A 15489-nucleotide genomic window follows, 5' to 3' on the forward strand; every position below is an offset into this window, starting at 1 on the left:
GCTTTTGGCCGTGGCACTGCTAGCCCAGGCTTTCTTTTTCGTGAAGCTTGTTTTTGATTTCATCAAAGCTCTTTTCGATATCCCAACGCATACGGTAAAAGGTGCGCGAGCACCGGAGTCACGTCCGTTTCGGTCAGATTAGATGAATTTTCAAAAGATGCGCCCGCTTTGCCCTTCCCCAGAAGCGTGGGCGCGTGCTGCAGTGTAACCCCGCAGGTGATTACGGGGTCGACCACCGTCGGCAAAGTTAATGCCTGCGTTCGATGGCATCCTTTGAGTCAAAGGAAAAAGCGTGCCGCAGACCATGAGGCTCATATTCTCTTTGCGGCGGGCTGCGAATGTAGATGCTACCGCCTTAAGCTTCCACCTAAACCATTGCGCGAAGTCGATGCCGGCGCACTGCATGGCGCGATGCGCGCAGTGGCGATAAGCGAAGCCATAAACGTACCTCGTGAGCGAAGCGAAGGACAATCCCAGATAATGAGTGTCTTGCCACCTTGAGGTGTGCCGTGGCGAAGTTGTTAAAGGATGTTCTGGCGCTTGACGCTTTCCGCATGTCGTGCTCCTTGTCCCGCTGTGCTTCGATCGGCGACGCACAGTGACTTAACGCGCCGCTACGTAGGTTGTGCGTGTAGAGATGTCCTTCAGTGAGGCGGTTGCCTTTGGCATCAAGCGGATCATGACAAGCATGGTCGTGGCTGTGACCATCGCCAGCGTAGATGGCATAATCATTGAGGTGGTGGTGCCACAATGGAGCGTATCGGGCAGTGTGCGGCAGAGTAGAGAGCGTAGGTGCCTATTGAGTTGACGGCACAATCGCAGGCGGCGCTCACTTTTTAAGGAGGCGAACCAGTGCGAGTGATCGGGGCAGAGATCTTGGAGCAATTGAGGCGAGAGTTTGCAGAAAGCTATGACTGAGGGGTAAGTGCTTGGATGCAACGAGCAACTCCCAAAGTGAGCCACCGTGCATCGGATAGAGTTCGGGACAATGACGAGGAGAGCACTCCGAGAAGAGCGGAAGAGCCGGAGCGAGTGGAGTAGATCGAAGACGGGGGAGTAGAGAGGTTTATAGAGGCCATAAAAAGAAAAATTTCGCTTGACCCCGCATAGTCACGACAGAGATGCGGTTATATTGCCCGCGGTGAAGTGGTATTATGGATCAGAGAATCATTTCCAACTCCATATCCCTCTACGCAGGACTCTGTCTGATTCACTACAGGACACCCATGCTCCTGCTATTAAACTGCTGGACCATTATTTTTGGACCAATCTTAGACACCGTTGTCGGTGGGGAACTTTGAGCACTGCTCAAAGTTGTTGCATTCTCGCTTTTGTGGCTCTGGTGGCTGCATTGTCCGTCCCTCGTTGCAATATGAACTCCCACGCTGCGCTTCCGCCTGTTGGATCTGCTCAGAAAACTGCCCCCTCGAAGAGCAGCTTTCCGTCGGGGTAAATGCCAAAACTGGCCCATATCTCATGATCGATGCCGGTAAATCCCCTGCGCAGGGTGAAGGGGCTTCCAGCCTACAGACAGAATATGTCCCTTCATGTCATGTCTCTCACCGCGGTGGGGCGGTGTTTGGGATGATGTGGAGAAGGAGGTGCGCTGCGCAGGGCATGTGGCGGCTAGCGGAGTTCTGTGAGATGGCTGCTCACCTACTGCGTAGATGGGGAACCACTTTCATGCGCTTGTGGAGGTGCCGGATCAGAAGAGGTGAGGAGCAGTTTGGTGGACCGCAGGGGGAGGTGAAAGCGCGATGCAGATTCAGTGCTGTATAGCAAGGGTGTTCGTAGAGCAGTTGCAGGAGATTTTTTGGTGGAGTTGCGGAAGGGGCTCTGAGGCGGTGGTGCAGCATCGGCTGGGGCTGTCGCGTTGATTTTGCGATGGCGGTGTATATGCGTGAGGTGAAACAACGATTTTCGCGTGGTGGAAAAAGACAACAAACGCCACAAGAGGAAAGGGACGCCCTGGATGGATCGGTCTCAGTGTGTGGTGGAGGGAAAGGGTGATCCGCTCTTGGCGATGGCGGCGTATATTGATTCAACCCTGTGCGAGGTGGACTGGTGAGTGATCCGAAGGATTACCGGTGGTGCGGGTATGCGGAGGCGCTGGGAGGAACAAAGAGTGCCAGAGAGGATTTGCCGTGACGGGACGAGATGCCAGTGAAACGGATTGGGTGAAGAGCGGAGCGCGGGGAGGGGTATCGACGAATCTTGTTCACGACCGGACGAGGTGAAAACAGCGGATGGAGGGCGATAGCTCCGCGAGGGTGAGTGTGGAGCAGGCCGAGGAGGTTTTGAGCTGGAGGGAAGTTATCGCTGGGTGAGTTGGTGCGCGCTCGCAGGTGCGGCATTTCACAGCGGGAGCGGTGATTGGCTCAAGGAATTCGTGAATGGCTATTTTGAGCGGTATCGCGGGCAATTTGGGGCCTCTCGCAGAGATGGCGCGAGCAGATTCGTGCTGCGGAGGGCTCCTTGCATGCGTTGCGCGATTTGCGGGCGGACTCTTCTTTCTCCTCTTAGAGTTGACGACTGAGGTTCCTCTCGCCTGCTAGTTTTCGATTCTCTACTTTGCCGATTTCCCACGTCAGCTGGCCATCTGGGCCCTGCGAGGTAGCTGACAGCTATGGGTGTTTTGTCTTTCCCAGGTGGAATGACACGTCCACGGGAGTCAAATTCGGTATTGCGAGTGTCGTGATAACGCGTCCAGCCACTTGGCGCGGAAGTATCTCCTTCGTAATGCAGGATGTCTCGCCAGGTTTTCCGGAGTGGTTATATTCGGTGGCACCCAGGCTGGCGCAGGGGAGCGCCCAGAGCACCTGCGAGTAATATCTGGCTAAGGACGGTGAGATGCAGGCCTCGTAAGGCATAAATCTCGCCCTGGAGAGTTTCTTCGGATTGCTAACGATCTTGTAATCAAGATCAGTTCCGCTGGAGGATGCTCACCAGGCTGAGGCGTCGGATTTCGGCACGGAGATCTTGCGGCAGCGGTGCTTTTCGGTGACTTGTCTGCGAGCGCGAGGATGGCTCTCTGCTCACGGACAAAGAGCAGCGGATCTGCGAGCAATTTTTCTAGCGCTTGGAGCAATGCGAGCACGCAGGGACGCGATTTCGGCCCTGGGAGGCTTTTGCAGTGCAGCGGCGATTTCGTCACGGACGATAGCGCGGAGCTTCTCTGCTGCGTCTTTCTGAGCAGGATCTCGCGCCAGAGTCTCGGCGGCGATGTGGCGTTGTGGATGTCGCGGCGAGTTTTGCGTATCGTATCGAGTTCTTCAGATGAAGGCTCCTTCGAGCAATCTGGCCAGTAGGAGGCTCCATGTCCCTCACACGAGTGAGCGCATCCATGAGCAGGAGCCAGCGCGGATCTTTATCCTCTGCGGGTAGGCCTGCGTCCGTGTTATGCGTTTGATAATGAATTTCGCTCACTCGGCCCTTTTCATCATAAAAGTGCATCTCGTTCGGCGGCATGTAGAAGCTGATGATGGCGGGTGCGCTGATTGTTTTCCCATCCGTGGCAAAAGACGCCGATGTCGATGCGGTGGCTGCGGATGCCGCGTGCGCCACGCACGGTGGCTGTCTGCGCACACGGATGCGTGAGGGCGCTGTCTGGCTGCTTGTCGATATGGACAAAGCGTGGATCACCCTGGAGCAGATGGTAGCTGACGGCGACTTGCCTACCGGGAGTCGGCGCTCTGCTGCGGCTGACACTCACGAGCATGCCATATTCGGTGACATTCCCGGCGCATCACGCGGGCGATGTTTACTGGCGTCGTAGCAAGCTCGATATTCCATTTCCCGCCTTGGGGCTCAAAGTCATCACGCCGTTCTCCAGCTTGGTTTCTTCTTTGACCTCCAGGAGGCTAGCGGTGGCACAGAATCTGGCTGCATCGAATGGGCTAGGCGGACCATCTTCTCCTCATCCATCTGTGTGCCATCGAAGACGACAGGATGGGCTTTGCCCGTGAGGTAATCTGCTGGCGTAGTGACCATCTTGTTGCTCTGCCGGAAGATGGACTGGAGTGTCGGCATGAGGATTTTATTCTCGATGAGAAAGCGCTGTGTTTGGGAGAAAAAGGCAGCCGTGGCACTGAGAAAGGCCTGCACGAAGGGCTGATCACTGAACGATGACCCTGGGAAATGACCAACGTAGGTGTGTTCAGTGGCAGCAGATCGCCGTAGCCACCGACGCCATTGCCACCCGCATCATGATCGAGGTGCTCAGGGTAAATGAAGAGGTTGTTATTCACATACTGCTGGAAGAGAAACACCGAGCCACCGGGCTCACCATAATAGACACCGCGCGGCAGGCAGCCGATCTGCTCTGGCGCAGAGGCCATGGAGCAGTTCCCGATGACGGGCTGCTGCCGCACTTTGCTGGCGGGGCCAGTTTGGCCATTCTCTGGCTTGATGATCTGGAGGCCAGGGTAGAGTGAGGTATTGAGCGCGGAGTGGCCCCATCGCGGTTTTCATAGCTGATGGCGGAGAGACCGGCGGCGGTGCCTTCTTCATGCCATTGATTCAGCAGCTTCGCGACAGGGTCTGTGCGAGACGTCACGATCTCCGCCGCGCAGTGAGCGTAGAGCAGGAGGAACAACACGGAGGAGAATCGGGTAGCCACACACCGAGTCTCGCGGCTGGGCATGCAGATGGCAAGCGCCGGAAGCAATTTCCCGCTCCGAAATGCCCTCTCTCCCAAGAAAATCGCCCCGCAGACGTGATTCGCCATCGCATGGATCGCCGTTTGACCTGGCGCATTCATGCGCCATCTCCATTCCCGTGTTCCAGGCACTTCATTTGCTCCTATTCATCCTGCTGCCGCTCGCATTGACGCTGAGGGCCGCACTGCACCGGAATGGCGATGCCCTGACGGAGTCCACCTCTGCGCTCTATTTTTGCCTGGGCATCGCCAAGGCTGTCCTGCTCGTCATCCCACTGATGGAGATCTCGCTACTGATCCTGCATGCAGGGGCAGCAAATGTCAGTCTCAGCGCGGCGTGGGTTTGCGTGCTCGCCTTGGCATTGTTCATCGGCTTATTCATCAGCAGTGTGCGTGATGTCGCTACTGGGCTGAGTGGGCTCTTTGGAGTCCAGCCATCTACCATCGAAAAAAAAGCCCCACTCTCGCGGAGTCGCTCGCTTCTGATGCTGCTAGCTGTCGTACTCGGTATGATGCTCGCCTTGACGCTTTCGCTCTCTGAGTGGGCACACTTCATCAAGGCGCTCATCTGGCCGCCACCCCGTAGCATTTCGGTCCTGATCCAAGATGCACGCGTGTGGACGGATTATCACATTCTCAGCCTTGCTGCCTCCGCAGCCATTTTCTTCCTCACCCCACCGACCACCGAGTTTCTGCGTGTGTGGCGGCCATGGAAGGCCATTTGGAGCCTCAGCGTGTTCGCCTTGGCTGCGGTGATGCTCTGGACTCGCTACATCCCTGTGTCATGAAACCCACCGCACAGCCCATCGATCCGACCAAGCGCACCGAGGTCAAACCGGAGCGCATACTGACGCGTGAGGAGGCATCACTGGTCCTGCGCATCTTTTTGCTCCTCCTGCTGCTGCCCTTCCTCTTTGAACTGGGCAGGCTCGTCACCAAATCGAATGCACTCACCACTAGCGCACGCAGCTTGATGCAGCGTGTGCTCACCTGGACGCTGAAGGAGGGCAGCCCGCAGGTCCACCTAGGCCAAGAAGGCTGGCTCTTCGATCAACGCGAGCTGAACTGGCTGCTCCGAGCCCGTGATGGCACCGAGCCAGCACAGAGCGCCATCACCGACCTCGCAGAGACGCTCAAAAAGCAAAATATCCCCCTCGTGCTCGTCGCCGTGCCGCAGCGGGCCACGCTTTATCCTGAAAAGCTCCATCTGCGCAATTACTGGGACCCCGTGCGCTCGAATGGCGAAAAAGCCCGCCTCGATGCCCTGCGAAAAAGCGGCATCGATGTGCTCGATGCTACCGATGCACTCTGGAAGCTGCGTGATCGCAAACAGATCTACTTCCGCCGCGATAGTCACTGGACCCCAGATGCCATGAAGCAAGTCGCCCTGCTCACCGAGAAGCATCTGCGTGAGAAGCACGCCACACTCTTCGGTTCAGAGACGCCACTCATCACGGCCACAGCACCTAGCCATCTCGATGCAGGTGATCTGACACGAAAACTCGATCCCCGGTCCCCCGATGCGCTCTTTGGTCTGGAGCAGGCAGATGTGCTCTCCATCGGCGGCATCAGCATGGATGAAAAATCTCCCGTCTTGTTGCTCGGGAGCGATTTCATGTGGATCTATGACGATGAGACTCAGGGCTTCGGTGGCGATAGCAGCGCGGGGTTTGTCACCCAGATGGGTCTGCTCGCCCAGCGCCCACTTGATGTCGAAGTGTGGCCTCTGAGCGATGAGAAGCGGCTGGAAGGGAAAAAACTCGTGGTCCTCGTCCTCCCTATGTCGCAGATTTTGCCATGAAGAAGTCTCAGCTCATTCTGCATCTGCTCTTTGGCGGCTTATTTATCTATGCAGGCATCGTCAAAGCGGCCGATCCGCAGTCCTTTCTCGATGACGTGCGCAGCTTCGACCTGCTCCGAGACCCCTGGTCCGCCTGGCTCGCGATGGGCCTGCCATGGCTGGAGATTTTTGCCGGATTGGCCGTCGTGACGGGCTTTTTTCGTCCAGGTGGCCTCCTCGTGCTCAATGCCGCCCTCATCGCCTTTCTCGGAGCCATCGGCATCGCGTGGTATCGCGGCATCGACATCCGCTGCGGCTGCTTCGGAGCCAGCGCCGCCACCTCCGACTACCTCAGCCTCCTCGCACGCGACCTTGTCCTCCTCGCCCTGGGTCTATGGCTCGCTTGGCGGGCGCGAGCGAATCAACCACAACAAAGCAATGGGCACTTGGGCATCGAATAATTTCGGCAACGACGGAGCCTGCGATCGGTTTTGATATTGATACTTTAAAGCATGTCGTGCTGCGAATCTACGGTGCCGATATCGACGATTATTGCCTTGATCCAGACTACAAGCAGGAACGTCGTGAAGTGGATCTGCCGCACGTTCAGTGAACTGCCTCGACGTAGCCAACACGCGATCATGGAGCCCTTTCACTTTTCTCCGACTCCCACCGTGCTCTGAATGTTAGGCGGATGCCGAACTTGGCGTTTTCCATGGCATGCGCGGTCTCTTCTTTTTTCTCATCGCTGCCACAATCCATGCGGAAAAGGCGCAACTCAGTGAACAGGGCCGCGCTTTGATGCCGGTGGTGCTTCAGAGTGAGGAACTACGGCCCGCTGCTACGGAGCTCAGTGACATGCTCCTGCGCATCACGGGGGCGGAATTTCATATCGAGAGTGGTCAGGAGCCGCGCGGCATCTTCCTGGGGCTAGAAAAGGCTGCGCCAGCACTAACGGAGAGGGAGGACTACTCGCTGCTTTCCAAAAAAGGTGCCGTGGTCATCCGTGGACGTAGCGCGAAGGCGGTGCGGCATGCGGTGTGGGATTTGCTGCACCGCTGCGGCTTCCGCCAGCTCCTTCCTGGTAAGAAGTGGGAAATCGTGCCGCGAGTGCCCTCGCTCAGCATCGACGTGAATGTGGAGGAATCGCCGGATTACCACGCACGGCGTATATGGGCCGGATTCGGCTATCTCAAGGAAAGGGAGGCGGATTGTGAGCAGTGGAACATTCGCAACCGAGCCACCAGCGGCATCCTGCTGAATTCCGGCCATGCGTATGATGGCATCATGAGGCGCCACGAGGCCGAATTCGCCGCGCACCCGGAGTTTTTGGCTCTAGTGGACGGAAAACGCCAAAAACCGAAGTTCTGCATTTCGAATGCGGATTTGCGCAAACTCGTCGTGGCGGATGCTTTGGCCCAATTTGGCGAAAAGGCCGATGTGGACTCGATTTCGTGTGATCCGAGTGATGGAGGCGGATGGTGCGAATGTGGCGAATGCGCGAAAATCGGCAGTGTGAGCGACCGTGCGCTACTTTTGGCGAATGAAGTCGCGGAAGCCGTCGGAAAGAGCCTCCCAGGCCGCCTCATCGGCATGTATGCCTACAATGAGCACTCGCCGCCGCCTTCCATCGAAGCGCATCCGAATGTGGTCATCAGTGTGGCGACGGGATTCATCCGCGGTGGCTTCACCGTGGACCAGCTCACTGCTGGATGGGGTGCCAAGGTGAAGACTCTCGGCATCCGGGAGTATTACAGCGTCAATACCTGGGACCGTGATCTGCCCGGTGCCGCACGCGGCGGCAATATCGAGTATCTGAAGACGTCGATTCCACATTTCCACGCTGCGGGGGCTCGCTTCATGTCGGCTGAGGCCAGTGACAACGCGGCATCGAACGGCCTGGGGTACTACCTAGCCGCTCGCATGCTGTGGGATGTGAAGGAAGCACAAAACATCACGGCACTGACGGCGGATTTTATCGATCGGGCCTTTGGCCCCGCACGTGTGCCGATGGCGCGGTTTTACGCGCTGCTCGATGGCACGAAGAAGCAAGTCACCAGCGATGATCTGATCGGTCGCATGTTTCGTCTGCTGGATGAGGCCCGTGCCCTGACGACTGACGAGGCAGTGCATGCGCGGCTGGATGATCTCGCACTCTACACGCAGTACTGCGGTCTTTATCTCGATTACAGCAGCGCGGCGGGCAAAGAACGCCAAAGCGCCTTTGAGCAGCTCTTCCGCTTCATCTGGCGCATCAGACACACGGGCATGGTGCATGTGAAGGCTCTGTGGCGTGATGTCCCGAATCGCGATAAGTCCGTGAAACTCCCACCGCTGGGTAGCTACCATGATCCAGATGCGACAAACCCATGGAAGAGCAGTGAGGCCTTCTCACGCGAGCAAATCGTGGCTTTTGCCCGCGAAGGCGTGGCGAAGCGGAAGCTGCTGGACTTTGAGCCGGTGAGCTACAGCACGGACCTGGTGCCTGCGGCCAAGTTAAAGCTCCCTGCGGTGCCGCGTGGCAATGCGGGCATCTATTTGAGAGGCGTCCGCGATTTCTGGACATGGATCGAGAAGGAGCCGGCCACGCTGAAGCTCACTGGCACCGCTGGCATCATCTACGCGGACCGTGGCACGGCCAAAGTGGAGCTTTACCCGCTGGCGGAGGCGGAGCTGAAGTCTGTGCATCACGCCGAGATCGAGCCGGACAAACAAAAGCAGGTGATGCATCTCGAAACGAGATTCCCTGGCCTGCACCGCATCGAGGTGAGTGATTCCTCGCAAGGCACGCTCATCGAATGGCCGGAGGGCATGCCGATGACCATCGTGAGCAGTCAGGAAATGCCCGCGCAGCTCTATGGCCGCTGGCATCTCTATTTTTACGTCCCACGTGGCACGCGGGTCATCGGCGGCTTCAGCAGCGGCGCTGGCTTTCTGCTCGATCCAGGTGGCAAAACGGCCTACACCTTTGCGGACAAGCCCGGATACTTCAGCGTGCCCGTGCCCACGGGGCAGGATGGCAGCTTATGGAGCTTCAAACACAGCGCGGGCAGCCGCCAGCTCCTCACCGTGCCGCCTTGCCTAGCCCGCGATGCCAGTGAGCTGCTGCTGCCTGCTGAGGTGGTGGTAAAGGATGCTGGAGAATGAGTGGCCTCAGGTCACGGGGTGACAATATTGACACGGCTTTAGCACTTGAGGATGGCGCTGGAATGCTTCCTGCTGTAGGAAGCCCGACAATGGAGTCGCGCAATTAACTCGATCCTCACTATGAATACTCTTACTCACTTTAGCCGGGCTTTCGTCGAGTTCGGACCTTTTACCAAAGAAGAAGTCCTAGATTTCCACCGGCGTGGGATGATGAAGGAGACGGATTACTTGCGTGATGATGGCACGAAAGAATGGCTGCACTACGAGGAGTGGCTGACTGGTTCCCCTACGCCGACTGTCGCTGCCAAGAAGCCACGTGCGGCGAAAAAGGCTGCCAAGAGTGCTGCACCCGTGGTGAAGAAGGCTGCGAAGAAAAAGGAGTAACTAGGGGACTCAGTCTGCGGGTTTTTTTTCGGTGGCTGGCTTTTGATGCTGCTGCTCCCACCATGCGTCGATGGCAGGGAGATCAAAGGAGCGGAAACGGCGCTGGGTGCGCTGCTCGAAGCAGATTTGTGCGTGCTTAGCGACATCCAGCGATGGATCGGCATGCATGGCTGCGATGAGGCGTGCATCGGTCTGGGGGTCGGTACTGTTTTTGAGCAGGATGGCGGCGCGGACACGTGCCTCCCAGGGTTGCTTGGCGTGATCTGCGAGGAGGCTGTGGAGCTGCTCTGTGGTAAGATCTGCCTCGGAGGTGATGGCAGAGTTTTTGAAAATCTCGCCGACGGGGAGTCGGTAGCTGGGATTCTCACGCTGGAGGAACCAGATGGTGCGGATGACGCGTAGGTACTCCGCCTGAGCGGCGTCATGGAGGTGCTCAGAGCCACTGTCACGCAGGTATTCGACGATGGTTTCGAGCGGTTTGCGCAGGCCAGTAGCGATGGCTTCATCCGCGTAGGCGGTGAGGCGGTTACGCTCTTTGAGCTGGATGAATTCTTTTTGCGTGGGGGTGATCTGCGGGACCATCTCCGCGATGCGGGAGGAGCCAGGAGTGCCTGCATCGAGGGTGCCAGCTGGGATGAGCAAGGGCTGGCCAGCAGATGCGGCTGCGGTGGTAGAGACGCGTTCGATGCTTTCACGCAGCTCTTTGTGGGCTAGGAGCTGCTCGCGTCGCCAGGTATCGAGCTGAGTCTGCAGGGCGGCCATCTGCTGCTGGAAATCGGCGCTGCTGGAGAGCGAGGATACAGGGGCCGCAGGTACCGGAGCGGCCGGAGGACGCTGCGCGAGGGCCTGAGCGACAGCTTTGTCAATGGCGGCACCAGTCCAGTAAATAAGCGCGGCGGCGGTGCCTAGCGTGACGAGGATGGAGATGCCAAAGAGCTGAGAGGCGACATTGGCACGGCGGAGATTCCCGAGTGAAGCACCGACGAGGTCACGCCCAGCGCTTTTACCAGCGGCGATGTCGTCATGCGTCTGTTCTGGTCCGATCGGGGGCTGCTGCGCGGCTTTGGAGGGAGCTGCGGGGGCTTTGCCGGGGTTTTCTTTTGGGTTGGAGCTGGCCATGAGTGTTTAGTGTAAAGAAAAGGGCAGAGGGGAAAAGTTGCCAGCACGGATTTTCCGGGGCAGCGTCGTTTCTCACTGACACATGCCGTCTGATTCGTCCAGCCCCGCTCCAGCGATTCCTTCCCCTTCTCCATCTCAATCGGCGAGGGTAGAGAAGGCTACGGGCAGTGAGAAAATCTGGCAAATCGCACTCGGTGTGCTGGCTGCGGTGATGGTGGTGCTCTATCTGGTGCAGCCGTATCAGCATTGGGAGTTCGGTTTTCGGATGAGTGTGCTGCGTGGCTGGCTGGCGTGGGTCACGAAGTATTCCGACTGGCAGTTTTGCCTAGTGGTGCCGGTGATCACAGGGTGGCTAGTATGGCTGCGCCGGGCAGAGCTACGGAGACTTCCGTGGTGTGGGAACTGGCTGGGCCTACTGCCGCTGCTAGCGGGGCTGTTTGTCTATTGGGTGGGCTATAAGGCGGACACGGGCTATCCGGGCTTCCTTTCCATCCAACTGGTGCTGGCAGGGATGATCCTGACAGTGCTGGGCCTTGAGTGGATGCGTAAGCTGTTCTTTGCGTGGCTGTTTTTGTTCTTTGCGTGGCCGATGCAGCCGCTGGAGGACAGCGTGGCCTCCCCACTGCGCCCGCACACGGCGGCGATGACCGGGCGACTACTTTCAATGGTGGGGATGCCATCCGTGAGTGAGGGCTCTGCTCTGCAATCTGCGCCGGATAAGGCGGCGGGGCTGGAACTGGGGGATCGCTTTAGCCTCGACATCGACGCCAAGTGCAGCGGCATCAACTCGCTCTTTGCGCTGATGATGATCGCGGCTCTACTGGGCTATCTGGCGCTGAAAAGCCCTCGCTCGCGATTGATTCTCTTTGTTTGTGCAGTGCCGCTGGCGGTGCTGGGGAATATCGCCCGGCTGGTGATGCTGGCGTTTGGCAGTGTGTGGCTAGGATCGGATGTCGCGGTGGGGAAACGCATCGGCGATCACCAGGAGATGTCGCTTTTTCATACCTGCGCGGGCTTCGCTGTCTTTGGCGTGGCTTTGGTTGGCATGTTCACCCTCTGCTGGCTGCTGGAGGGGCGAGAAATGAAAGTGAATCTGAAAAGGCTCCAAAAAACTGCCGCAGCGCCCATTTTGGGCCATGTAGGTGCTTTGGGAGCAAGGCGACAAATCTTGCTACATACGGGAGTAGTGGTGGCATTTGCGCTGCTGACTCTGGGAGTCTGCCAAATGACGGATACCCGCTATCTGGTCGCAAATGCCGGGGTGCGTGTGGAGTTGCCACTGGAGATCGGGACTTACCAGGGCCGCGAGCTTGAAGTCATGGCACTTGAGAAGAAACTACTCGATGAAGGCGTAAAACTAGCCCGCACTGCCTACATGAATGTCCAAGGCCGCCAGATCATCGCCTCAGTGATCCTCAGCGGCATGATAAAACGTAGCCTGCATCGCCCAGAAGTCTGTCTGCCAGGCCAGGGCTGGACGATCGCGGAATCACGCCCCACGCAGATTTCACTCAAAGATGGATCGAGCTTCGATGCGACGATGCTACGCATTTTCGTGGACAAGATGGGCGAGGACGGACGCCGCAAACGCATGCGTGGGGTGAACATCTATTGGTATGTCGGCTCGGATGACACGACCTGCGCCTCGCACTACGAGCATGTCTTCGTCACCTACAGGGATGCGATCTTTCGCAATGTGAACCACCGCTGGGCGATGGTATCGATTTTCATCCCGATCCCAGAGGAGTCAGGGGATGAGTTCGTCCATCCAGAGAGCATGTTCGCGGAGTTCAATGCCATCGAGGATGCGCGTGAATTCGCAGGGCAGTTCTTTCCCGCGATCCGAGAGCCTCAGCACTGAGAAATGAGACGCAGTCATGCCGGACATGAAGGCGAGCCTGATAGCTAAAAAGGCTTAACCAAATACTAGATTTACGAGATTGGTTTTGCATTGGCGAAACGTGAACCTTAGATTTTCGGGTAACTACAATGAATCTGCCATGGGGCGATCCATGGAGTTCTACATTCTAGCGCCTTCATAAAACCACAATGGCAGAGGAATTACCGCAGTTCGGAGCCCTGAGCATATCCCGTCGAGCAGACGGGAAGCCCGTGGTTTTGCAGCGGTCCCCGGATGAGATGGTCTTTCTGGCCTTTGACATGCGCATCCGTCGGCTGGTAGAGCTGCACATCCTACGTAGCGGGGAAGAAATGCCGGAAGCTGAGAAGACTTCCGCTTTGGACCGATCTCGCCAAGCCAGCGAAGTCTGCATGCCCTCTTTCATGCGGGTGCTGGAGGTGGGTGAGGATAATGGGCTCGTCTATTACACCGCGCATCTGAATGATGGAGAGTTTGTTCATCATTATATTGCTCGTCGTGGGCCGCTTTCTCCGCCGACAGCCTTTGCTTTGATTTTTCAGATGCTGGAGGATCTCCTTCAGTTGCGGGTCCGATTCCCGCGTTTGCTGGAGCACCTCACTCTCGATCAACTGCTTGTCGGCACGTTGGAGGATACGTTCTTGCAGTTCCGCGTGATTGATTACGGTCTTTCAAAATCGGAGTCCCCGCGCCCGACGGATGCTGGCAGGCTCGTGGAGGAGGTCTGTAGGCTCATTTTTCTGCTTCTGACGGGTGTGGAGTATGCGGGAGAGAATCCAGACCGCTTCCCAGCTCTCACAGCGCTGCCATCCAGCCTTCGCACGACGGTAAGAGCCGCACTGACCAGCAAAGAGAATGCCCCGACCTCGCTTGAAAAATTGCGTGATGAAGTGCGTGAAGCATTCTCCACCCTCAGCAGCGGCCCCCAGGGCAGAAATCTGCGGAAGCATCTCGTCGTCATCGGCCCGCTACAGCCGCTCCCCCAGCTCCAAAACCTACTCCTGGAAAACGTACCCGTACAGACGCTCTTTGGCAGCAACTTCCGCGTCGAGGATGCCGATCAGCTGCGCCGTTATCCTTTTTCCATCCCAGCACTGAATGCAAAGACGGAGCAACCTGTCACCGTCCACATGCTGCCGCCGACCCGCCTCGTGGATCGGACGAAATACGAAGCCGTGCCGCTGCAAATGTGGCGCTTCAATCCCGAGCGGCATCCGAACATCCTCCGCTCTCTGAGCCTGTGGGAGACGCCCGACTGGACCTTCCTCACCGAGGAGCGCGAGCCAGGCTTCCCACTCAGCCGCCTGATGGCAGAGCGTGTCGCACTCAATCCAGGGGAGGTGCTCGTCCTCATGCGCCAAGTCCGCTCTGGACTAGAGCAGGCCCAGGAGTGTGGCGTCCCACGCGTAGATCTCCATCCCTCAAACATCCTCCTGCGTGTCGGCAAGCATGGCCCCAATAAAATGCGTGAGACAGACCGTCTCATGCAGCGTCGTCTCGATGCCTGGCCCCCTTTCGCCGTGAAACTGCGGCCCCACATGACCATGCGCAGCCTCTATGAGCCTCAGTTGCTCGACATGGAGCTGCCCACGAACCGTAGTGAAGAACATGAATTCGACCGGGAATACCGTCATCGCTCCTTCATCGCCCTAGCAGCCTATTTACTAGCCGGGGAGCGGCACATCAGTGGCGGGCTCGAATTTAGCGAAGCCGTACCAGATGCCACAGCGGTGCTGATGCGAGAGATGTACCGCGCTACGCAGATCCCCGGCGCAGCCCCTTCCCCAACAGACTTTTTAGAAAAATTCGAGCAGACGCTCTCTGGTGCCACGGGCACAGACCTCGCCACCCGCCTGCGCGGCGAGACGGTGCCGATCGAAAGCATGGAAAGCGTGGGCGCAGTCTCTGATTTCGATGAGGACATCGACCCAGACCAAGCAGAGTCCACAGATGCTCCCTCCCTACTACATGCGCAGAAGCATGACTTCCGCCCACTGCATTCCACCCAGAGAGATGGCCTGCCATGGGTGGTCTGGGCAGCCGCAGCGGTGATCCTGCTGGCCCTGGGGGCCTGGATGTTGCTCGACAGGCCCATCACGGTGGATCATGCAGGACAAAAGGTGTCCGATGTGACCGTGCCGATCACCACCGAGACGGGTGGCGGAGGCCCAGTAGCCAAACAGGCGGCGCCAGTCCAGCCCACCGCATCCGCCCCTGAAAAGACAGTCACCCAGCCTCCGAGCACAGAGCCACAGCCCGTCATCATACGAAAAGCACTCCTCCCCACCGCTGAGGAACTCGAAAAAATGCGCCAAGGCCAGGTGAAGCAAGACATGATCGGCCGCGAAACCGGCCAGGACACCCCCAAACCAGTCGCCGATTTGGCACGGTGAACAGCCATTTTACGACGTTGGGTGTCCGATCTGCTTGGTTAAGGAAAGCGAACTAATTTCTAGCGTGTATTTTGCTTGGACTCTAGGCGAGCCAGCAGGTAAAACAATTATCCGTCACTTTGCACGGAGG

Annotated in this window: 11 protein-coding genes; 8 read left to right on the top strand and 3 right to left on the bottom strand. The window is 57.9% G+C overall.

Translation table 11 applies throughout. The features are described 5' to 3' along the window. Nucleotides 1–3439: 3439 nt before the first annotated feature. Together IPK32_25465 and IPK32_25470 are read right to left on the bottom strand one after the other, a co-directional pair. The gene (locus IPK32_25465; GenBank protein MBK8095227.1) at nucleotides 3440–3718 is read right to left on the bottom strand and encodes a hypothetical protein; all 279 of its coding nucleotides are present in this window, start codon (nucleotides 3716–3718) and stop codon (nucleotides 3440–3442) included. A gap of 98 nt (nucleotides 3719–3816) precedes the next feature. Next, entirely contained in the window at nucleotides 3817–4104 is a 288-nt protein-coding gene (locus IPK32_25470) for a hypothetical protein (GenBank protein MBK8095228.1), read from the bottom strand. 20 nt (nucleotides 4105–4124) lie between these two features. Between IPK32_25470 and IPK32_25475 the strand changes: the two genes are divergently transcribed. The 6 genes from IPK32_25475 (at nucleotide 4125) to IPK32_25500 (ending at nucleotide 9968) form a co-directional block, all read left to right on the top strand. Then, nucleotides 4125–4433, top strand: a complete 309-nt coding sequence (locus IPK32_25475; protein ID MBK8095229.1) for a hypothetical protein — start codon at nucleotides 4125–4127, stop codon at nucleotides 4431–4433. 343 nt (nucleotides 4434–4776) lie between these two features. Then, a complete protein-coding gene (locus IPK32_25480; protein MBK8095230.1) occupies nucleotides 4777–5445 on the top strand; it encodes a hypothetical protein in 669 nt (222 codons plus the stop codon). Continuing rightward, entirely contained in the window at nucleotides 5442–6458 is a 1017-nt protein-coding gene (locus IPK32_25485) for a hypothetical protein (GenBank protein ID MBK8095231.1), read from the top strand. The genes IPK32_25480 and IPK32_25485 overlap by 4 nt, the downstream gene beginning before the upstream one ends. Next, the gene (locus IPK32_25490; protein ID MBK8095232.1) at nucleotides 6455–6898 is read left to right on the top strand and encodes a DoxX family membrane protein; all 444 of its coding nucleotides are present in this window, start codon (nucleotides 6455–6457) and stop codon (nucleotides 6896–6898) included. The genes IPK32_25485 and IPK32_25490 overlap by 4 nt, the downstream gene beginning before the upstream one ends. 259 nt (nucleotides 6899–7157) lie before the next feature. Continuing rightward, nucleotides 7158–9584 (top strand): DUF4838 domain-containing protein, encoded by a 2427-nt coding sequence (locus IPK32_25495; GenBank protein ID MBK8095233.1) that lies wholly within the window; start codon nucleotides 7158–7160, stop codon nucleotides 9582–9584. 120 nt (nucleotides 9585–9704) lie between these two features. Next, nucleotides 9705–9968, top strand: coding sequence for a hypothetical protein (locus tag IPK32_25500; GenBank protein ID MBK8095234.1), 264 nt, complete (start codon nucleotides 9705–9707; stop codon nucleotides 9966–9968). A 9-nt stretch (nucleotides 9969–9977) separates the two neighbouring features. On the opposite strand, the gene IPK32_25505 is transcribed toward IPK32_25500, so the two are convergent. Further along, a complete protein-coding gene (locus IPK32_25505; protein MBK8095235.1) occupies nucleotides 9978–11087 on the bottom strand; it encodes a hypothetical protein in 1110 nt (369 codons plus the stop codon). Nucleotides 11088–11169: 82 nt separating this feature from the next. On the opposite strand from IPK32_25505, the gene IPK32_25510 reads away from it, so the two are divergent. Together IPK32_25510 and IPK32_25515 are read left to right on the top strand one after the other, a co-directional pair. After that, the gene (locus IPK32_25510; GenBank protein MBK8095236.1) at nucleotides 11170–12948 is read left to right on the top strand and encodes an exosortase/archaeosortase family protein; all 1779 of its coding nucleotides are present in this window, start codon (nucleotides 11170–11172) and stop codon (nucleotides 12946–12948) included. Between the two features lie 188 nt (nucleotides 12949–13136). Then, complete coding sequence (locus IPK32_25515; protein ID MBK8095237.1) at nucleotides 13137–15359, top strand: hypothetical protein; 2223 nt, start codon at nucleotides 13137–13139, stop codon at nucleotides 15357–15359. The last annotated feature ends 130 nt before the right edge of the window (nucleotides 15360–15489 follow it).

It is taken from the genome of Verrucomicrobiaceae bacterium (assembly GCA_016713035.1).
Classification (GTDB): domain Bacteria; phylum Verrucomicrobiota; class Verrucomicrobiia; order Verrucomicrobiales; family Verrucomicrobiaceae; genus Prosthecobacter.